The organism is Nocardia sp. IFM 10818, from assembly GCF_054655275.1.
This window is the reverse complement of record NZ_BAAHJH010000001.1, coordinates 5,542,376-5,561,466: the sequence shown is the minus strand read 5'-3', so window position 1 is coordinate 5,561,466 and position 19,091 is coordinate 5,542,376. Positions and strand designations below refer to the sequence as shown.

Annotated in this window: 21 protein-coding genes; 11 read left to right on the top strand and 10 right to left on the bottom strand. The window is 67.2% G+C overall.

The features are described 5' to 3' along the window. Position 1: 1 nt before the first annotated feature. The 9 genes from trpB to ACYQ5L_RS25820 all read left to right on the top strand — a co-directional run bounded on the left by trpB (position 2) and on the right by ACYQ5L_RS25820 (position 9,709). Positions 2-1,300: a tryptophan synthase subunit beta gene (gene trpB, locus ACYQ5L_RS25860; RefSeq protein WP_459960878.1), complete on the top strand. Its 1,299-nt coding sequence runs from the start codon at positions 2-4 to the stop codon at positions 1,298-1,300. Beyond that, on the top strand, positions 1,297-2,097 hold the full coding sequence (gene trpA, locus ACYQ5L_RS25855) for a tryptophan synthase subunit alpha (protein ID WP_459960877.1): 801 nt from the start codon (positions 1,297-1,299) through the stop codon (positions 2,095-2,097). The genes trpB and trpA overlap by 4 nt, the downstream gene beginning before the upstream one ends. Before the next feature lie 411 nt (positions 2,098-2,508). Further along, a complete protein-coding gene (gene glpT, locus ACYQ5L_RS25850; RefSeq protein ID WP_459960876.1) occupies positions 2,509-3,876 on the top strand; it encodes a glycerol-3-phosphate transporter in 1,368 nt (455 codons plus the stop codon). A 90-nt stretch (positions 3,877-3,966) separates the two neighbouring features. Next, on the top strand, positions 3,967-5,109 hold the full coding sequence (lgt, locus tag ACYQ5L_RS25845; RefSeq protein WP_459960875.1) for a prolipoprotein diacylglyceryl transferase: 1,143 nt from the start codon (positions 3,967-3,969) through the stop codon (positions 5,107-5,109). A 94-nt stretch (positions 5,110-5,203) separates the two neighbouring features. Continuing rightward, positions 5,204-5,647 carry a TM2 domain-containing protein gene (locus tag ACYQ5L_RS25840; protein WP_459960874.1) on the top strand — a complete coding sequence of 148 codons (444 nt, stop codon included), beginning with the start codon at positions 5,204-5,206 and terminating at the stop codon, positions 5,645-5,647. A 194-nt stretch (positions 5,648-5,841) separates the two neighbouring features. Then, positions 5,842-6,597: an amino acid ABC transporter substrate-binding protein gene (locus ACYQ5L_RS25835; RefSeq protein WP_459960873.1), complete on the top strand. Its 756-nt coding sequence runs from the start codon at positions 5,842-5,844 to the stop codon at positions 6,595-6,597. Between the two features lie 20 nt (positions 6,598-6,617). Further along, entirely contained in the window at positions 6,618-7,286 is a 669-nt protein-coding gene (locus ACYQ5L_RS25830) for an amino acid ABC transporter permease (protein WP_459960872.1), read from the top strand. Between the two features lie 89 nt (positions 7,287-7,375). Then, positions 7,376-8,797: a pyruvate kinase gene (pyk, locus tag ACYQ5L_RS25825; RefSeq protein ID WP_459960871.1), complete on the top strand. Its 1,422-nt coding sequence runs from the start codon at positions 7,376-7,378 to the stop codon at positions 8,795-8,797. Then, a complete protein-coding gene (locus tag ACYQ5L_RS25820) occupies positions 8,798-9,709 on the top strand; it encodes an acyl-CoA thioesterase (RefSeq protein WP_459960870.1) in 912 nt (303 codons plus the stop codon). Positions 9,710-9,762: 53 nt separating this feature from the next. Here the strand turns inward: ACYQ5L_RS25820 and ACYQ5L_RS25815 are convergent, their stop codons facing one another. From ACYQ5L_RS25815 to ACYQ5L_RS25800, 4 genes are all read right to left on the bottom strand, one after another. Beyond that, complete coding sequence (locus ACYQ5L_RS25815) at positions 9,763-10,164, bottom strand: hypothetical protein (protein ID WP_459960869.1); 402 nt, start codon at positions 10,162-10,164, stop codon at positions 9,763-9,765. A gap of 105 nt (positions 10,165-10,269) precedes the next feature. Beyond that, on the bottom strand, positions 10,270-11,016 hold the full coding sequence (locus ACYQ5L_RS25810; protein ID WP_459960868.1) for an arsenate reductase/protein-tyrosine-phosphatase family protein: 747 nt from the start codon (positions 11,014-11,016) through the stop codon (positions 10,270-10,272). Between the two features lie 51 nt (positions 11,017-11,067). Then, complete coding sequence (locus ACYQ5L_RS25805; RefSeq protein ID WP_459960867.1) at positions 11,068-11,730, bottom strand: monooxygenase family protein; 663 nt, start codon at positions 11,728-11,730, stop codon at positions 11,068-11,070. 148 nt (positions 11,731-11,878) lie between these two features. Then, a complete protein-coding gene (locus tag ACYQ5L_RS25800) occupies positions 11,879-12,067 on the bottom strand; it encodes a hypothetical protein (RefSeq protein WP_459960866.1) in 189 nt (62 codons plus the stop codon). 126 nt (positions 12,068-12,193) lie between these two features. Here ACYQ5L_RS25800 and ACYQ5L_RS25795 point away from each other — a divergent pair, with 126 nt between their 5' ends. Further along, positions 12,194-12,955, top strand: coding sequence for a ferritin-like domain-containing protein (locus tag ACYQ5L_RS25795; RefSeq protein ID WP_459960865.1), 762 nt, complete (start codon positions 12,194-12,196; stop codon positions 12,953-12,955). A gap of 8 nt (positions 12,956-12,963) precedes the next feature. Here the strand turns inward: ACYQ5L_RS25795 and ACYQ5L_RS25790 are convergent, their stop codons facing one another. Then, on the bottom strand, positions 12,964-13,593 hold the full coding sequence (locus tag ACYQ5L_RS25790; protein WP_459960864.1) for a LysE family translocator: 630 nt from the start codon (positions 13,591-13,593) through the stop codon (positions 12,964-12,966). Positions 13,594-13,633: 40 nt separating this feature from the next. Between ACYQ5L_RS25790 and ACYQ5L_RS25785 the strand changes: the two genes are divergently transcribed. Further along, complete coding sequence (locus ACYQ5L_RS25785) at positions 13,634-13,957, top strand: LppU/SCO3897 family protein (protein ID WP_459960863.1); 324 nt, start codon at positions 13,634-13,636, stop codon at positions 13,955-13,957. A gap of 23 nt (positions 13,958-13,980) precedes the next feature. Here the strand turns inward: ACYQ5L_RS25785 and ACYQ5L_RS25780 are convergent, their stop codons facing one another. From ACYQ5L_RS25780 to ACYQ5L_RS25760, 5 genes are read right to left on the bottom strand one after another with little or no spacing between them, the layout of a single operon-like run. Next, positions 13,981-14,838, bottom strand: coding sequence for an ABC transporter ATP-binding protein (locus ACYQ5L_RS25780; RefSeq protein WP_459960862.1), 858 nt, complete (start codon positions 14,836-14,838; stop codon positions 13,981-13,983). Continuing rightward, positions 14,835-15,641, bottom strand: a complete 807-nt coding sequence (locus ACYQ5L_RS25775; protein ID WP_459960861.1) for an ABC transporter ATP-binding protein — start codon at positions 15,639-15,641, stop codon at positions 14,835-14,837. The genes ACYQ5L_RS25780 and ACYQ5L_RS25775 overlap by 4 nt, the downstream gene beginning before the upstream one ends. 4 nt (positions 15,642-15,645) lie before the next feature. Continuing rightward, entirely contained in the window at positions 15,646-16,503 is an 858-nt protein-coding gene (locus ACYQ5L_RS25770; RefSeq protein WP_459960860.1) for an ABC transporter permease, read from the bottom strand. After that, positions 16,500-17,450 carry an ABC transporter permease gene (locus ACYQ5L_RS25765; RefSeq protein WP_459960859.1) on the bottom strand — a complete coding sequence of 317 codons (951 nt, stop codon included), beginning with the start codon at positions 17,448-17,450 and terminating at the stop codon, positions 16,500-16,502. Before ACYQ5L_RS25765 ends, ACYQ5L_RS25770 begins: the two co-directional genes overlap by 4 nt. Before the next feature lie 3 nt (positions 17,451-17,453). After that, positions 17,454-19,085: an ABC transporter substrate-binding protein gene (locus tag ACYQ5L_RS25760; protein ID WP_459960858.1), complete on the bottom strand. Its 1,632-nt coding sequence runs from the start codon at positions 19,083-19,085 to the stop codon at positions 17,454-17,456. Between the last annotated feature and the right edge of the window lie 6 nt (positions 19,086-19,091).

The following is a 19,091-nucleotide window of genomic DNA, read 5'->3' as shown; positions in this document are numbered from 1 at the left end:
GATGACTCAGACCGAGAACCTGAAAACTGGGCCCATTAAGGACGTCCTCGGCCTGCCGAAGGCCAGCGACGGCGTCGCGCACAAGAGCGCGCACGAGCCCGACCTGGGTGGTCACTTCGGCGTCTACGGCGGACGGCACGTCCCCGAGGCGCTCATGGCCGTGATCGAAGAGGTCACCGCCGAATACGAGAAGTGCCGGCTGGACCCGAACTTCCTCAACGAGCTGGACCGGTTGCAGCGCGACTACACCGGCCGCCCGTCGCCGGTGTTCGAATGCGCGAATCTTGCGAAGCACGCCGGCGGCGCGCGCATCCTGCTCAAGCGGGAAGACCTGAACCACACCGGTTCTCACAAAATCAACAATGTGCTCGGCCAGGCCCTGCTGGCCAAGCGCATGGGCAAGACCCGCGTCATCGCGGAGACCGGCGCGGGCCAGCACGGCGTCGCCACGGCCACCGCGTGCGCGCTGCTCGGCCTGGAATGCATCATCTACATGGGTGCCGTCGACACCGCCCGGCAGGCGCTGAACGTGGCCCGCATGCGGCTGCTCGGCGCCGAGGTCGTCAGTGTGACAACGGGTTCGCAGACGCTCAAGGACGCCATCAACGAGGCGCTGCGCGATTGGGTCACCAATGCCGATCGCACCTACTACTGCTTCGGCACCGCCGCGGGCCCGCATCCGTTCCCGCTCATGGTGCGCGACTTCCAGCGCATCGTGGGCCTGGAGGCGCGCAAGCAGGTGCAGGCGCTGACCGGGCAGCTGCCCGCCGCCGTAACCGCCTGCGTGGGTGGCGGTTCCAATGCCATCGGCATCTTCCACGCCTTCATCGACGATCCGGGCGTGCGCCTGATCGGCTACGAGGCCGCGGGCGACGGCGTCGAAACCGGCCGTCACGCCGCCACTTTCACCGGCGGCACCCCGGGCGCCTTTCAGGGCGCGTACTCGTACCTGCTGCAGGACGAGGACGGCCAGACCATCGAATCCCATTCCATCTCCGCGGGTCTGGACTATCCGGGCGTCGGCCCGGAGCACGCCTACCTGAAGGACACTGGCCGCGCCGAGTACTACCCCATCACCGACACCGAGGCGATGGACGCGCTCATGCTGCTGAGCCGCACCGAGGGCATCATCCCGGCCATCGAGTCCGCGCACGCGGTGGCGGGCGCCATCAAGCTCGGCAAGGAATTGGGCGAGGGCGCAATCATTCTGGTGAACCTGTCCGGTCGCGGCGACAAGGACATGGACACCGCCGCCCGCTGGTTCGGGCTGTTCGACAAAGAACCGGAGGACCGCCAGTGAGCCAGCAGTCGCGTCTCGCCAATACCTTCGCGGCCTGCCGCGAGGAGAACCGTGCCGCGCTCATCGGCTACCTGCCGGCCGGCTACCCGGATCTGCAGGGCTCCATCGACGTCTGCCGCACCATGGTCGAATCCGGTTGCGACGTCATCGAAGTCGGCGTGGCCTACTCCGATCCGGTGATGGACGGCCCCACCATCCAGCATGCCGCCGAACAGGCGCTTGCCGGCGGCGTCCGGGTGCGCGATGTGTTCAAGGTTGTGGAGGCCATCTCCCAGGCCGGCGGCAAGGCCGTCGTCATGACCTACTGGAATCCGGTGCTGAAGTACGGCGTCGACACCTTCTCCCGCGATCTGGCGGCCGCGGGCGGGCTCGGGCTCATCACCCCGAACCTGATCCCGGAGGAGGCCGACGACTGGTTCGTGGCCTCGTCCACGCACAATCTGGACCGCATCTTCCTGGTCGCGCCGTCCTCCACCGAGGAGCGCCTGGTGAAGACCCTCGAGGCCAGCCGCGGCTTCGTCTACGCGTCCTCCACCATGGGCGTGACCGGCGCGCGTGACGCGGTGTCGTCCATGGCGCCCGCGCTGTGCGCCCGCATTCGCGCCCACTCCGATATCCCGATCGGCGTCGGGCTGGGTGTGCGCAATGGCGCGCAGGCGGCCGAAATCGCTTCCTACGCAGACGGTGTCATTGTCGGCTCGGCTCTGGTGACCGCCGCCGCCGAGGGCCTGGGCGCGGTCGCGGCGCTGACCGAGGAATTGGCGCGGGGCGTGCGCTCCGCAGCCGTCTCTCCATAGGACTTCCCCCGCAACACATTTGAGAGCCCGAGTCCAAGGCGGGTGGAGGTCGAGCCGGCATGCGCGTCGAACTCGGTGCGCGTCCGGTCCGTATCCCCGGGAATGCGTATCTCGGGGTGGTTGCTGGTCGTCGCGATCTTCGTCTTCGGCAGGGCCGTCGCGCCCTCGCTCTGGGACGAGCCGATCAAAATTCCGATCCTCATTCTCGCCTCGCTCGGCGTTCTCGGCATTACCAATGCAATAGCTACGCGGCGGCTAGCTCACGAGAGTAAGTGATTCACGCCGCTCAATTCGCTTGAAAAGCCTCCGTGCGTGACCTGATTTGCTCTAGAAATCAGCGCTCAGCTAACGTTCAGTTTCGGCCCTCGTGACCGATCCGCAGGGCAACCAATCATCTGCCCGGAGGCCTCAATGCTGAGCATCCTCGCGCCCGCTGCCCATAAGGCGCGGCTGCCCGAGAACGAGATCGACCCCCTGTACAAGCGGCTCCGATGGCAGATCTTCATCGGCATCTTCTTCGGCTACGCCGCCTACTATCTGGTCCGCAAGAACTTCGCTCTCGCCATCCCGTACCTGACCGACGGCGAGCACGGCTACGACTATTCCAAAGGCCAGATGGGCCTGGTGCTTTCGGCCATCTCCCTCGCCTACGGCGTCTCCAAGTTCGTCAGCGGCCTGATCTCCGACCGCTCCAATCCGCGCGTCTTCCTGCCGCTGGGCCTGATCCTGTCCGCCTCGGTCATGATCTTCATGGGCTTCGTGGACTGGTCCACCTCCAGCGTGCTGGTCATGTTCGTGCTGCTGTTCATCTGCGGCTGGTTCCAGGGCATGGGCTGGCCGCCGTCGGGCCGCACCATGGTGCACTGGTGGTCGCAGAAGGAACGCGGCCGCATCGTCTCGGTCTGGAACACCGCGCACAATGTCGGCGGCGGCCTGCCGCCGCTGCTGTTCCTGCTCGGCATGGCCTGGTTCCACGACTGGCGCTCGGCGTTCTACATGCCGGCCTTCCTGGCCGTCGTGGTCGCCGTCATCGCCTACATCCTGATGCGCGACACCCCGCAGTCGGTGGGCCTGCCGCCCATCGAGGAGTACAAGAACGACTACCCGCCGGACTACTCCGCCAAGGACGAGCAGGAGCTCACGGCCAAGGAGATCTTCAACAAGTACATCCTGCCGAACAAGCTGCTCTGGTACATCGCCTTCGCCAATGTCTTCGTGTACCTGCTGCGCTACGGCGTGCTGGACTGGTCGCCGACCTACCTCAAAGAGGTCAAGCACTTCACCCTGGACAAGTCCTCGTGGGCGTACTTCCTCTACGAGTACGCCGGCATTCCGGGCACGCTGCTCGCGGGCTGGATGTCGGACAAGGTCTTCCGCGGCAACCGCGGCGCCACCGGCGTCTTCTTCATGGGCCTGGTGACCGTCGCGACCGCCATCTTCTGGATGGCTCCCGCCGACAAGCCCGGCGTCAGCATGGCCTGCATGATCGTCATCGGCTTCCTCATCTACGGCCCGGTCATGCTCATCGGCCTGCACGCGCTGGAGCTCGTGTCGAAGAAGGCCGCCGGTTCCGCGGCCGGATTCACCGGCCTGTTCGGCTACCTCGGCGGTTCGGTCGCGGCCAGCGCCGTGGTCGGCTTCACCGTCGACCACTTCGGCTGGAACGGCGGGTTCACCATTCTCATCGGCGGCGGCGTCGCCGCGGTGCTGCTGCTGATTCTCACCATGATCAGCGAGAAGAAGCACAAGCAGGAACTGGAACTCGTCGACGCGAAGTGACGACGCGCTGAACAGCTGCTGCCCCGGGCGAGGTCGCGCCCGGGGCGGCGCCGTATTTCCGCTACGGTGGGGCGCGTGACCATACGAGCCATGGCCGAGAGTGTCCCGACCGTGAATGTGCTGGCATACATTCCCAGTCCGCCCCGCGGCGTATGGGATATCGGCCCGTTCCCGCTGCGCGCCTACGCGGTGTGCATCATTCTCGGCATCGTCTTCGCCATCTGGCTGGGTGAGAAGCGCTGGAAGGAACGCGGCGGCCAGGCCGGAATGGTCCTCGATGTGGCCATGTTCGCGGTGCCGTTCGGATTGATCGGCGGGCGGCTCTATCACGTGGCCACCGACTGGGACAAGTACTTCGGCCCGGGCGGCAATCCGGGTGACTGGTGGAAGATCTGGCAAGGCGGCCTTGGCATTTGGGGCGCGGTGGCGCTCGGCGCGGTGGGCGCCTGGATCGGCTGCCGCATCTACAAGGTGCCGCTGCCCGCCTTCGGCGACGCCATCGCGCCGGGCATTCTGGCGGCGCAGGCCATCGGCCGGCTCGGCAACTACTTCAATCAGGAGCTCTACGGCCGCGAGACGACCATGCCGTGGGGCCTGGAGATCTACGAGCGGTTCGACGGCATCAAGCCGGACATGATGAATGGCGTCTCCTCCGGCGTGGTCATCAAGGTCGTGCAGCCGACCTTCCTGTACGAGATGATCTGGAATCTGCTCGGGGTGGCGGCGCTGCTCTACATCGACCGCAAGTTCCGCATCGGGCACGGGCGGCTGTTCGCGCTGTATGTCGCGATCTACTGCTTCGGCCGGTTCTGGGTCGAGCTGCTGCGCGATGACGAGGCCACCCATATCGCGGGCATCCGCATCAACTCCTTCACCTCCGCCATCGTCTTCGCCTGTGCCGTGGCGTATTTCCTGCTCGCGACCAGGGGGCGGGAGACGGCCGAGCAGATTCGCGCGGGCGTGGAACGGCCCTGGCCGTGGCAGCTCGCCGCGCTGCGCGCCTACGGGGCGGCGGGTGCGGCGCTGACCGTGGAGAAGTCCGCCGAGGAGAAAGTGGCCGAGGAGAAGGCGACCGAAGAGTCCGAATCCCCGGCCGAATCCTCGCCCGATGGCAACGATTCCGCGACGGACGGCGATAACTCCTCAGAATCCGAAGGTTCCGCACCGGGGGAGACGGAGACCTCGAAAGCTGAGGCGACGAAATCGGCCGACCTCGGCAAGAATGACTCCTGACCCACGGGTGGTGAAACCTGCACGGCGGGTTCGACAGTGATGGGGGATGCCCCGGCTGCCTCGGCCGGGGGCCCGCGAGTTCAGGAGGATTCGAGTGACCGATCCATTCGGTAAGCAGCCCGAGCCCGGGCCGCAATACGGCGCCCCGGGGACGGGCCCGCAATACGGTCAGCCCCAGCCGGGGTACGGCCAGCCGCAGCCCGGCTTCGGCCAGCAGCCCTACGGCGCGCAGCCGGGCTACGGTCAGCCGCAGCCGGCGCCCTACGGCCAGCCCATGCCCTACGGCGCGGATCCGGAGGCCCCGTGGGGCCGGGACCCCTACGGCGTCCCGTACTCGGACAAGTCCAAGCTGACCGCCGGTCTGCTGCAGCTGCTCATCGGCACGCTGGGCATCGGCCGTTTCTACCTGGGCTACACCACCATCGGCGTGCTGCAGCTGATCACCTGTGGCGGCTTCGGCATCTGGGCCCTCATCGACGGCATTCTCATCCTCACCGGCAAGGTGCCGGATCCGCAGGGGCGTCCGCTCAAGGACTGATTCGACACACCGATTCCGGCGGGCACCACTGGGCAGGGCGGTGCCCGCCCGCCGCTATCATCACCGTCGGATCCACACAAGGTTTGCAGGCAACAGGATCGTTGTTGTGCGGTCCGGTCGGTTTCCGGCGTACCCTTTGTCGGTTGTTTGTGTGTCGCGCGGGTGCGTCCGCGCTCGAGGAGAGGTATCCGCCCGTGCGTCGTAAGCTGTTCGCCGCCGTGCTCGCTGTCGTGGCCGCTGCGGGGCTCACCGCCTGCAGCAGTGACAATGACGACCCCAATGTGCTGAAGGTCGGCACCGAGGGCACCTACTCCCCGTTCTCCTACGAGCAGAACGGCTCGCTCACCGGCTACGACGTCGACGTCATCAAGGCGATCGGCGAGAAGCTCGGCAAGAAGGTCGAGTTCGTGCAGACCCCCTGGGACGCCATCTTCGCGGGCCTGGAGGCCAAGCGCTTCGATCTGGTCGCCAACCAGGTGACGGTGAATCCCGAACGCCAGGGCAAGTACTCGCTGTCGCAGCCGTACACGGTCTCCGAGGGCGTCATCATCACCAAGACCGACACCAACGGCATCAACGATCTCGCCGACCTGAGCGGCAAGACCTGCGCGCAGTCGACCACCAGCAACTGGTCCAAGGTCGCCGGTTCCGCGGGCTGCAATGTCGAGGGCGTGCCCGGTTTCGTGGAGGCCATCACCCTGCTGAAGCAGGGCCGCGTCGAGGCCACCGTCAATGACAGCCTGGCCTTCGCGGAGTACACCAAGACCAAGAACGACTCCTCGGTCAAGGTCGCCGGCAAGACCGGTGAGACCAGTCAGCAGGCCTTCGCCGCCCGCAAGGACGATCAGGACCTGATCAACCAGGTCGACACCGCCCTGGCCGAACTGCGCGCCGACGGCACCCTGGCGAAGATCTCCGAGAAGTACTTCGGCACCGACGTCAGCAAGTAAGCCGGGCGCGACATCTGACAATGGATGCCTCTACCTGGGCTCTCATCCGGCAGAACCTGTGGCCCATGTTGGAGGCCACCGTCACCAAGACGCTGCCGCTGACCGCGATCAGCTTCGTGATCGGCCTGGCCATAGCGCTGTTCGTGGCGCTGGCCCGCATGTCGAAGGTGTGGCCGCTGTCCGCGGCGGCCCGCTTCTACATCTCGATCATTCGCGGTACGCCGCTGCTGGTGCAGCTGTTCATCATCTTCTACGGCCTGCCGCAGCTGGGGATCTCCTTCGATCCCTTCCCGGCCGCCATCATCGCCTTCAGCCTCAATGTGGGCGGGTATGCCGCGGAAGTCGTTCGCGCCTCGATCCTTTCGGTGGCGCACGGCCAGTGGGAGGCCTCCTACGCGGTCGGCATGACCTACTCGCAGACCATGCGAATGATCATCCTGCCGCAGGCTTCCCGCATCGCCGTGCCGCCGTTGTCCAACACCCTGATCTCGTTGGTGAAGGACACCTCGCTGGCCTCCACCATCCTGGTGACCGAGTTGTTGCGTACCGCCCAGAACGCGGCCGCGCCGACCTTCGAGTTCTTCACCCTCTACGGTGTCGCGGCTATCTACTACTGGGTAATTTGCCTGATCTTGAGCTTCGGCCAGACCCGATTGGAGACCAGGCTCGCTCGGCACGTAGCGCGTTGACCAGGGATTAGCTGACGGCGAAACATATATCTTGCGAACAGACCGTGCCCGGTCAGCGGGACGAATCCGGCAGGTCTAGGGTTGAGCATGTGATGCGACGAACGAAGATTGTGTGCACCCTCGGGCCGGCAGTGTCCTCCGAGGACCGTATTCGTGAACTCGTCGAGAGCGGTATGGATGTGGCGCGGCTGAATTTCAGCCATGGCGAGCACTCCGACCACGCCGAGAACTACAAGAAGGTGCGTCAGGCCAGTGACAATTCTGGCCGCGCCGTCGGCATTCTCGCCGACCTGCAGGGACCGAAGATCCGCCTCGGACGATTCAAAGAGGGCAAGACGGTATGGGCGACCGGTGAGGAAATCCGGATCACCGTCGACGATGTGGAGGGCACGCACGACCGCGTGTCGACCACCTACAAGGAGCTCGCCCAGGACGCCAAGGCGGGTGACCGCCTGCTCGTCGACGACGGCAAGGTCGGCCTGATCGTCGAGCGCGTCGAGGGCAACGACGTGGTCTGCAAGGTGACCGAGGGCGGCCCCGTCTCCAACAACAAGGGCGTCTCGCTGCCCGGCATGGACGTCTCGGTTCCGGCCTTGTCCGAGAAGGACATCGAGGATCTCGAGTTCGCCCTGAAGCTCGGCGTGGACTTCATCGCGCTGTCCTTCGTGCGCTCGCCCTCGGACGTGGAACTGGTGCACGACATCATGGACCGCGTCGGGCGCCGGGTGCCGGTGGTCGGCAAGCTGGAGAAGCCGGAGGCCATCGACAACCTCGAGGCCATCGTGCTGGCCTTCGACGCCATCATGGTGGCACGCGGCGACCTCGGTGTGGAGCTGCCCCTGGAACAGGTGCCGCTGGTGCAGAAGCGGGCCATCCAGATGGCGCGCGAGAACGCCAAGCCGGTCATCGTGGCCACCCAGATGCTGGAATCCATGATCACCAACTCGCGTCCGACCCGCGCCGAGGCCTCCGACGTGGCCAATGCGGTGCTCGACGGCGCGGACGCGGTCATGCTCTCCGGTGAGACCTCCGTCGGCGACTACCCGATCGAGGCCGTGCGCACCATGGCCCGCATCGTGCACGCCGTCGAAAGCGAGTCCTCGACCCGCGTGCCGCCGCTGACCCATGTGCCGCGGACCAAGCGCGGCGTCATCTCCTACGCCGCCCGCGACATCGGCGAGCGGTTGAACGCCAAAGCGCTTGTCGCCTTTACGCAGTCGGGTGACACGGTGCGCCGCCTGGCTCGCCTGCACACGCCGCTGCCGCTGCTGGCCTTCACGCCCAATCCGGCGATTCGTTCGCAGCTGGCCTTGACGTGGGGCACCGAGACGTTCATCGTTCCTCCGGTGGCATCCACCGACGAGATGATCCATCAGGTCGACAATTCGCTGCTGTCCATCGGGCGGTACAAGAAGGGCGACCTGGTGGTGATCGTGGCCGGTTCCCCGCCGGGTACGGTCGGCTCCACCAACCTGATCCACGTGCACCGTATCGGCGAGGAGGACCACTAGGTGAGTGCATCGCTGGGCGAGACCGTCGCGGACCCCGAAGGGCCGGGCCTATCCGATGATCTGCGGGTGCTGCTGAGCATCCTGGATCTGGAGGAGAACGGGCCCGACATCTTCCTCGGACATCATCCGGAGAAGGTGTGGAGCAGAACCTTCGGCGGTCAGCTGGTCTCCCAGGCGATCATCGCCGCCGGGCGGACCGTCGGACCGGAACGCCCGGTACACGCCGTCAACGCGCATTTCGTGCGCGGCGGCGACCCCAAGCAGCCGATCGAATACCACGTGGATCGGCACCGGGACGGGCGGGCGTTCGCGAATCGGACCGTCACCGCCTACCAGGACGGGCAGGAACTGTTCGTCATGCTGGCGGCCTTCCAGGATTACGGCAAGGGGCTCGAGCACAGCGCTCCGCTGCCCGAGGTGCCGGATCCGGAAGGGCTGCCGCGCGTGGAGGAGTCGTTCGTCGGGCTCGAGGACAAGCTCGAGATGTTCGTGAACGCACCGCATCCGATCGACATGCGGTACACCAACGATCCGGCGTGGATCCTCAAGGGGACCGGCGAGACGCTCAACCACAATCGGGTGTGGATGCGCACCGACGGCGCGTTGCCCGATGATCCGCTGATTCATGTTGCGGCGCTGGCGTATTCGTCGGACACCACGGTGCTGGATTCGATCATCACCACGCACGGGCTGTCCTGGGGGCTGGACCGCATCATCGCGGCGACGGTGAACCACTCCATCTGGTTCCACCGGCCGTTCCGGTTCGACGACTGGGCGCTGTACGCGACCGAGTCGCCGGTGGCCTCGGGGTCGCGCGGGCTGGCGCGCGGGCACTTCTACTCGCGCGGCGGGGATCTGCTGGCGACGACGGTGCAGGAAGGCGTGATCCGGCACTTCCCGGCGCGCCGCTGAGCCGGGAACCATCGTCCGGGCCGTACCCCTCGGGGTGCGGCCCGATGTGTTTCTCAGATGAGTTCGCGGTTCTCTTCGAGATCGAAGTTCTCGCGCTGCAGGGCGTGCACGATGTAGGGGATGGGCTCGTCGGCGGAGAGCTCCAGGACGAGGCGCTGTTCGAGTTTCGCGATACCGGCTTTGGTGAGTTGGCGGGCTTCGCCGACCAGGCTGAGGGCGATTTCGTAGGTGCGGCGTTCGCCCGGGTCGGCCGCGGGATGATCCAGACGCCACTGTGTTTCGAGGACGGTGTGGGTCGGATCGTCGCATTCGACGGGGAGGGTGAAGCGCCAGGCGAAGATATCGCGATCGGCCACGTGTTCATCGACTACGCGGCATACCGTCTCGGTGACGCGGTCGAGGATCTGCGGTGTCACGTAAACATGGAGTGAAACATCCGAAATTCGCTTCGGCATGTCTGAGTCCTGTTCCTGTGTCGAACCACCGGCGGTGGTGTTCCGCGGGGAGTGTAATCCTTTATCGGACCAACTGGGCAGACAGGTGCATTGACACGCTGGAGTTTACCCCGCCGAGAAGCCTGCGCGCTTGGCTGATTTCGCTTCCGGCTGGAAGGGTTCCGGTGCAGGTCGGGGGGATTTCGAGCCCTGTTCGGCGGATTCCACTCCCGATTTGGCGGATTCGAGGCTCGGCTTGGCTTCGGAGCGGCCGCCGGCCAGGACCAGCAGCGTCGGGCGGGCGGCACCGGCATCATCGGCGGCGGTGCGGGGGTGGATGGTGGCCTGCGGATGCTCGTGCGCGTGCAGCGCCAGCAGCAGCGGGACCAGGGCGTCGGCAATGGCATCGCCGACCTCGCAATAGGCTTGGGCGGACAGGCCGACCGGATCGGCGATGTTCTCCCGGCCGACGTAGGCGAGATCGTCGCGTGCGGCGTGCAGTCCGACCACCGAGCGGGCGCCGCTGACCTTCGCGATCCGATACGCCTCCAGCAGTGTGAAGGTGCGCGGCAGCGCCTCGGGCACGAGTTTGCGGACCTGATCGCGGATCTTCTCGGTCATGGTGAGGACCAGGTCGGCGCGGTGCACCATATCGGCTTTCAGCCGGCGCGCCTTGAAGCCGCTCGGATCGCCGCCCAGTCCGGTAATTGTTTGCGCGGCAAGCGGTTCCACCGGAAATCCGACCAGGGCCCGAACGCCGGCGCTTTCCGCCGACAGCTCCTGCAGCCCGTGTGCGGCGGCGACCGCGAGCGTCAGGCGCTCGGCGATGACTGATCGGCAAACGTTCCCGCTGCACACGTAGAGCACATGCATGGGCACAACCTAGGCGTGCGAATGCCGCTCGAGAATATCTTGGACGGCGTATCACAGTTTTCCACCGGGAAGTTCATCCGGTGGCAGGTTTACGGATGCCTGCTGTTCGCCGGCGTTCACCGATTCGGCGGACGCACGGCCTGTCAACGGCCCTGGAATATGAGCATGAATGTTTGCTGCCGGTAAATCAATAGCGGCACGCTGTTGATTGTCGCGAGAGTTGTAATACTCGGATTCGCCGACCACGGAAGGAATCTCGGGTTTCGCGCCGCGTACCCGGCCGCGGGTGGAGAACAACCGGCCGCGCGCGGGCACCGTGGGCGCGAACCGCGCCAGCCCCGCGGGCGACATGTCGTCGTACACCGAATCGATCCCGCCGCGTGCGAAATACGCCTCGTGCCAGAACCCGGTGCCGCCGGAATCCCGCAGGAACTGCTGCCACCAGATGCGGTGCGGTTCCGACCGCGTCCAGCGCTCCAGGCTCTCCAGATCCCGCCAGTACTGCCGGGCGCCCCAGTGCGGCGGGAACATCGACCACACCACGTCCTCGTGCGCGAGCAGGCCGTCGGGGCGGTCCCGATGGGACCGGTAGAGCTTGGGCCCCACGCCGAGCAGCCGCAGTATGCCGCGGGGCTTGCGCACCCGCATGCCGAGCAGGATCACGACCAGATCCGGGTACTCGGACAGGTCCGCCGTCACCCTGTTCACCCGCATGGGCGACCTCCACGTGTTGAGCCTCTCGAGGGGAAGTACGGTTTCCGCACCGCGCCGGTTCGAAGCACGCCGGCCGCGCGGCCCGGGACCGGCCGCACCTGCCCGCGAGGCACGAGCAGATCGGCCGCTGGGCGCGAATCCCGCGGGACTACAGCACTTCCTTGTCGCCGTGCACGCCGCCGCGGCACCACATGGCGCCTTCCTGATCGGTTTCGACGGTGCCGCCGCCGTCCACACAATCGAAGGTATTGCACGTCGTATCGGTAGTAAGCGACGTCGGAATCATCGCCTCGCCGCCGAGAACTCGGGCGACAGCTGCCCGTAGCGATTTGAACATGTCGTCACCTCCCTTTTTCAGGCCCCTCACTACACAGAATCTCCACAAACGGGCCGACTAATCCGCACACCTGGTTCCTAGGCTTTGAGATCGACCCCGATCACGGGGCTGAACGGGAGGAATGCCGTGGGGCGTACCAGTGATTTCACGCGATGGACGATGGAATTCGAGGCGAAGGCCGCGGCGCGGGCGGCGGCCGGCGATCCGGAATGGGGGAGGGGAGCCGGGCTCGATCCGGTCGTCGCGCGCAGCGTGCAGCGATTCCAGGTCGGGGAAAGCGGAGACGGGGCGAATCTCATCCGCAAGGCCGAACGGGCCGGTGATCCCGAATACGCGGCGGCCGCCCGATTGTTCGTCGCGGAGGAAATCAATCATGCGCGGCTGCTGGCGAACCTGCTGAATTCCGCTGGGCACGAGACGATTTCATCGCACTGGACCGATGCGGTCTTCGTCCGTCTGCGCCGCGCGCTGGGCCTGCGCCTGGAGCTGATGGTCCTCTCGGTCGCCGAGGTGGTGGCGCTGCGCTACTACCGTGCGCTGCGCGACGGCACGTCCGATTCGCTGACCACTCAGGTGGCGGCCCTGATTCTCGAGGACGAGCGCCGTCACGTCCCCTTCCACTGCCTGCGCCTGCGGGCGGCCTTCGCGCCGACGCCGCGGTCGCTGCGGGTGCTCATGCTGGCGGGCTGGTGGGTCGTCATGCTGGGTGCGGCCGTGGTGGTGGCCGCCGATCACGGCCCGGCGCTGCGCCGATTGCGGGTCACCAGAACAGCTTTCGTGCGCGATGTGCTCGCGCTCTTCAAAGGTGTGACGGCCGCGGCGATCAGCGCCGGGGGCGATCCCACGCGTGGAGCGCTCGCGGGCGAGCTACCCGCCGTGGCGCGATGATGGGCGTGTCACGGGTTCGACGCGGCCGCCAGTTTCAGCCCGAATCCGACCAGCACCGTGCCGGTGAGACTGTCCAGGGCGCGCCGCACACCATCGCGGCTCAGCCAGGTCCGGGCCCAGCCGGCGGCGCAGATGATCACGGTGAACCACAGCATGCCCTCGATGTTGTGCACCAGTGCCATGGCAATGCCCATGAGCACGTGATTGCCCTCTGCGGGCAGGAACTGCGGCAGCATGGCCATGTAGAAGACGCCGACCTTCGGGTTGAGCAGGTTGGTCCCCACCCCGCGCGCCCACGCGCCCAGCAGGCGGTGTTCGGCCTCCTCCGCGGACACGACCGCGGCGTCGGTCCGCCGCAGGGCCTCGCGGACCATGCCGATACCCATCCACACCAGGTAGATCGCGCCCGCGATCCGCAGCGCGGTATAGGCCGCTTGCGAGGTCGTCAGCAGCGCCGAGACTCCGGCCGCCGCGGCGACGCCCCACACCAGGGTGCCGCAGCCGATTCCGGTCGCGGTGGCGAAGGCGTACCCGCGCCCCCGGCTCACGGCCGCCCGCAACACCAGGGCGGTGTCCAGGCCCGGGACGATCGTCAGCAAACCGGCGACCACGGCGAAGGACAGCAGCGCATCGAGCATCACCGCAGTGTATTCACCCGAACCTGATTGCGACACACCGATGATTCACCATCCCGCCAGCACCGGCACGATCACCGTGGCCGCCGCTGTGGCCGCCACGTTCTGCCTGTTCGGCAGCGTCACCGAGGCCCCGCCGCCACCTGAGGTCGGCAACTGCGTCCGCACCGCCGCCGACGGCATCGCCGTGGTCGACTGCCGCGCCATTACCGCGCTCTACCGCGTCACCGCCCGGGCCGAAGGCTACGGAATCGATTCCGCCTGCCAGGGCGTGCCGGGCACGGTCTGGGAGTATTCCGACGCGTCACTCGGCCCGGGCGCCGACACCATCCTCTGTCTCGCCCGGAATCCCGTGGTCCACATCTGAATTCGTCTCGCTCCTCGGTACCGTCAGCCGGCGGGCCGCAAGGTTTCGGTGAATTCCCGGCGTTTGGTGATCACCTCGGTCGGATCCCAGCCCGCGCACGGCGCCGAGGCGACGAGCAGCCGGGTGTAGGGATGCTGTGGTGAGTGTAAGACCGCGGCGGTGTCACCGGTTTCGACGATCGCGCCCTGATAGAGCACGAGCACGCGGTCGGTGACCTCCTGGACGACCGCCAGATCATGGCTGACGAACAGCAGGCCGACCGCCGAATCGGCGCGAATATCGTTGAGCAGGGCCAGGATCTGGGCCTGCACGGAGACGTCGAGCGCGGAGACCGCCTCGTCGAGGACCAGAATGCCGGGCGTGACGGCCAGGGCGCGGGCAATGGCGACGCGCTGGCGCTGGCCGCCGCTCAACTGGTGGGGTTTGAAATCGGCGTGCTTGGCCTCCAGCCGGACCTGATCGAGCAGTTCGCGCACCCGGCGGCGGATCTCGGTGCGTGAGCCGTGGCCGTGCAGCGCCATGGCGTGGTGCAGGCATTGGCCGACCGTGAGGCGGCGATCCAGGGAACCGTAGGGGTCCTGGAACACCATCTGCACGGCGCGGGCGCGGCGCAGCCGGGCGGCCCGGCCGCGCGCGCGGGTGAGGCGGTCCTCGCCGTGCACGGTGAGGGCGCCGCGGTCGGGGCGCTCGAGGCCGGCGACAATGCGGGCGATGGTCGACTTGCCCGAACCGGATTCGCCGACCAGGCCCACCGATTCGCCCGGATCGATGTGGAAGGAGACATTGTCGACGGCGGTGACCGGTGGCTGCGAGCCGCCCGTCGCGAAGGTGCGGTGCAGATTCTCGGCCACCAGGGTGGGCGCGGCGGAATCCGGTGTCATCGGATCGCTTCCTTCACACGGGTCGGGGTCAGGGTCGGCACGGCGCTCAGCAGGCTTCGGGTGTAAGGGGCCTGAGCGCCGTCGAAAAGGTCTCCGCCACTGAGCTCTTCGACGATGCGGCCGCGGTGCATGACGTACACGCGATCGCAGTAGGCGGCGGCCAGATGCAGATCATGGGTGATGAACAGGATGCCGAGATCGCGTTCGGCCCGCAGCGTGCGCAGCAGGGCCAGCACCTCGGCTTGGGTCGTCGCGTCGAGGGCGCTGGTGGCCTCGTCGGCGAACAGCAGTTTCGGTCGCGGGGTCAGACAGGTGGCGATGACCACGCGCTGCAGCATGCCGCCGGACAATTCGTGCGGGTACTGCCGCATGCGTTGTTCGGGGCGGCTGATGCCGACGACGGTGAGCAGTTCCAGCCCCAGGGCCCGCGCCTCGCGCGAGGACACTCCGTGGACGTGGACCAGCCGCTCGGTGAGCGAATCGCCGATCCGCCGCACCGGATTGAGCGCCGCGCGCGGATCCTGCTGGATGAAACCCACGTCGTGGGAACGGATTCGGCGCAGTTGCCGGGGGCCGGCGGCCGCGACGTCGGTACCGCAGATCCGCACCGACCCGGTGAGCTCGGCGGTGTCGTCGAGCAGGCGCAGTGCGGCGCGCGCGGTACTGGACTTGCCGGAACCGGATTCGCCGACCAGCCCGATGGTCTCGCCGCGCTCGACGCGGAGGCTCACGCCATCGAGGATGCGGGTGCTGATTCCCCGGGACCGGTAATCGAGGGTGAGTCCGGAAATATCGAGAAGCATCGCTCTACCTCCGCGCGGCGAGTGTGTCGGCGACCCGGACGCCGACGATATTGACGGCGACGACCACCGCGGCGATCGCGAGCCCCGGGACGGCGGTGGGCAGGAACCGGCCCTGAATGATGGCGTCCTGACCCTCCTGCACCATCAGGCCCCATTCGGAACTCGGCGGCTGCGCACCGAAACCCAGGAAGCTGAGCGTGGCCAAGCCCATGAGCCCCTCACCGAAGAGCACCACGAGATAGCCGAGCAGGGCCGGCGCCATGTTCGGGACGAGGTAGCGCACGCACAATGCGGCCGCTCCCACGCCCTGCACCCGGTAGGCGTCCACATACGGTCTGGCCATTTCCGAAAGTGCCACGCTGCGCGTGAATTTGGCGATCACCGGCGTGTAGGCCAGGCCGAGCGCGATCACGGCGGTGGCCGGACCCTTGCCGAACACGGCCACCACCAGGACGACGAACAGCAGTCCGGGGAAGGCGAACATGACATCGGTGATGCGGGCGAGCAGGGCGTCGAGCCAGCCGCCGGTCCAGGCCGCGAGGGTGCCGATGGTGACACCGAGCGCGGTGGCGACCAGCAACAGCGCCACCGGGCCGATCAGGGTGGCGCGTGCACCGAATATCAAGCGGGACAGTAGATCCCGGCCCAGCTGATCGGTGCCGAGCAGATGCTCCGGACTGGGTCCGGCCCAGATGGCGGAGAAGTCGATGGCGTCCGGGCGGTGCGGTGCGAGCCAGGGGGCGAGCACCGCCGCGACGACCACGAGCGCCAGGAACCCCGCGGCCACCGCGTACATCGGGCCGACGCGTTTCGCCGTCGCCGCGGGCGCGACCGGCAGGGCGGGTGCGAGAGTGGTGCTCATGACGCCTTCACCTTGGTGTTGATGCGTGGATCGAACAGCGGCAGCAGCAGATCGACGAGCAGCGTGACGATCATGTAGGCCACCACCATGTACAGCAGCACGGCCTGTACGACGGCGAAGTCGTGCGCATTGATGGCGTCGACGAGCAGCGCGCCGACGCCGCTGATGCCGAAGACGCTTTCGACGGCGACGGTTCCGGCGAGCATGCTCGCCATGATCAGCGAGATCATGGTGACGATCGGCCCCCAGGCATTGCGCAGCACGTGGCGGATGATCACCTTGCGCTCGGAGAGACCGAAACCCCGTGCGAATTCGACATGTTCGGCATCGAACTGCTCGACCATGGACTGCCGGGTCACCCGGGAGACGATGGCCACCGCCCCGAGCGACAGGGCCACGGCGGGCAGCGTCAGGTGGTGGACGCGGTCGAAGAAGCCCTCGCCCGCACCCGCGACCGGGAACCAGCCCAGCCGGACCGCGAACTGCGAGACCAGCAGAATGCCGATCACGAACGAGGGCACCGAGGCCGCGAGGGTCGTGGTGGCGACGACGACCGAATCGGTGGCCCGGCGCCGGTGCACCGCCGCGAGCACGCCGAGCAGAATGCCGAACCCGGTGAACAGCAGCGCGGCATAACCGACCAGCGACAGGGTGTTGGGCAGCCGGCTCGCCATGAGGTCGGCCACCGGCTGGCGATATTGCGCCGAGGTGCCCAGATCGCCGGTGAACGCATTGCTCGCCCAATGCCAATACTGGTTCAGCAGTGGCTCGTTCAGGTGATATTGCGCCTCGATGGCGGCAATGCGCTCGGGGGTGGCCTCCTCCGGATTGCCGATCAGGAAGGTGGCCGGATCGCCGGGCGCGGCGTACATGGCGGCGAAGATGAGGAACGAACTCACCGCGAGGGTGAGGACCATGCCGCCGCAGCGGCGCAGTGCTCGTAACATTCGTTACCTCTTCTCGGTGCTGCCCAGGGCGACCGCCCAGGGGTAGTACAGGTAGGCCGCCGACGAGGGCGCGCCGGTGACGGCGTCGGACATGGCGAGCGTGGCCGGGCTCTGCACCACCGGAATCCACAGGGCGGCCCGCACCCAGCGCGCCTGCAGCTCGTTGACCAGGGCGGCGCGCGCCTTGTCATCGACGGTGCGTTGCGCGAGTTTGACTTTCGCGTCGTAGGCGGGATCGCTGAAGCCGGTGAAGTTGACCCGGGCGGTGGAGGCGCCGTTCTTGTAGAAGCCGATGGGGTCGTTCTTGGAGATGTAGTACTCGTCGATCCAGAAATCGGCCTGTTCGCGCAGCGTCTTGTCGGTGTAGAAGTCGCCGTACTGCTGCGGCGGCACGATGTGGATCTCGGCGCGCAGGCCGATCTTCCCGGCGGCGTCGACGAGAGCGCTGGCGATCACGTTGCGGGTGGAGGTGCCGTCGCCGGCGATCACCAAGGGCGGCAGGGTATCCCGGATGTCCGCGATCAGCGCGCGGGCCGCGGCGAGATCGGCCTCGGTGGGTTCCGCCGGTGCGCCGGTGAGTGCGTCGTAGGCGGCCTGGAAGACGTCGCGCTGATAACCCCAGGCCCCGGAGCCGAGTGGGGTCTTCCAAGGCTGCGCGAGTCCGCCGAAGGCGGCCTTGGTGATCCCCGCGCGATTGAGGGACAGGGAAAGCGCTTGGCGGACGCGCTCATCGCGCGCCGGGCCGCGACCGGTGGTGAGCAGGGACCAGGCATTGGTCGCGGGTCCCTGTGCGAGAGTGACATTGTCGGCGCGGCGCAGGGCCACCGCGGCGGCCGGTTCGCCCAGAAAGGCGCCGTCCGCGTCACCGCTCATGAGCGAGTTCACCACCGCGGACTGATCGGCCCAGGTGAACACGATGCGTTCGACATTCGCGATCCGGCTCGAGTCCCAATAGTTCTCGGCCTTGACGAGGGTCACGCTGGTGCCCGGCTTCCATTCCGCGAGGCGGTACGGTCCGGAGCAGGCGTCCGGGCTCGACGGCGTTCCGAACGAATCGCCCTGTGCCCGGACCACTCCGGGATTCCAGACCACGCCGCCATTGCCCGCCATGGCCTGCAGGAATGTCGCATCCGGCTGTTTCATGGTCACGGTGATCTGTGCGTCGCCGGTCTTCTCGATGGCCGCCACATTGGTGTACTCATCGGATTCGTCGGCCTCGTCGCGGGCGTGCCGGCGCATGCTCCACAGCACATCGTCGGCGGTGATCGGCGAGCCGTCGTGGAAGCGTGCCTCGCGGCGCAGGGTGAACACGAGGTGGGTGTCATCGACCCAGTCGGCCCGCGCGGCCAGGCGGGGCGCGGTGGTGAGATCCGGCTGCACCTCCATGAGACGCTCGCAGACATTGGCCAGCACGGTGTTCTCCTGTGCGCCGCTGTCGATATCGGTGTCGAAGGTGGTGGGCTCGCCGGGCAGCATCCAGGTCACCGAATCGAGCGGGCCGGATGGGGGAGCGGTCAGCGTGCCGAAGGCGATCTCACCGGCGCCCAGCGGCGGGGCGGAGCAGCCGCACACCGCGAGCGCCACGGCGGCGGCGCCCAGCACCGCGCGCCGGCGGGTGGAAAAGCGGTCTTTCATGGGGAT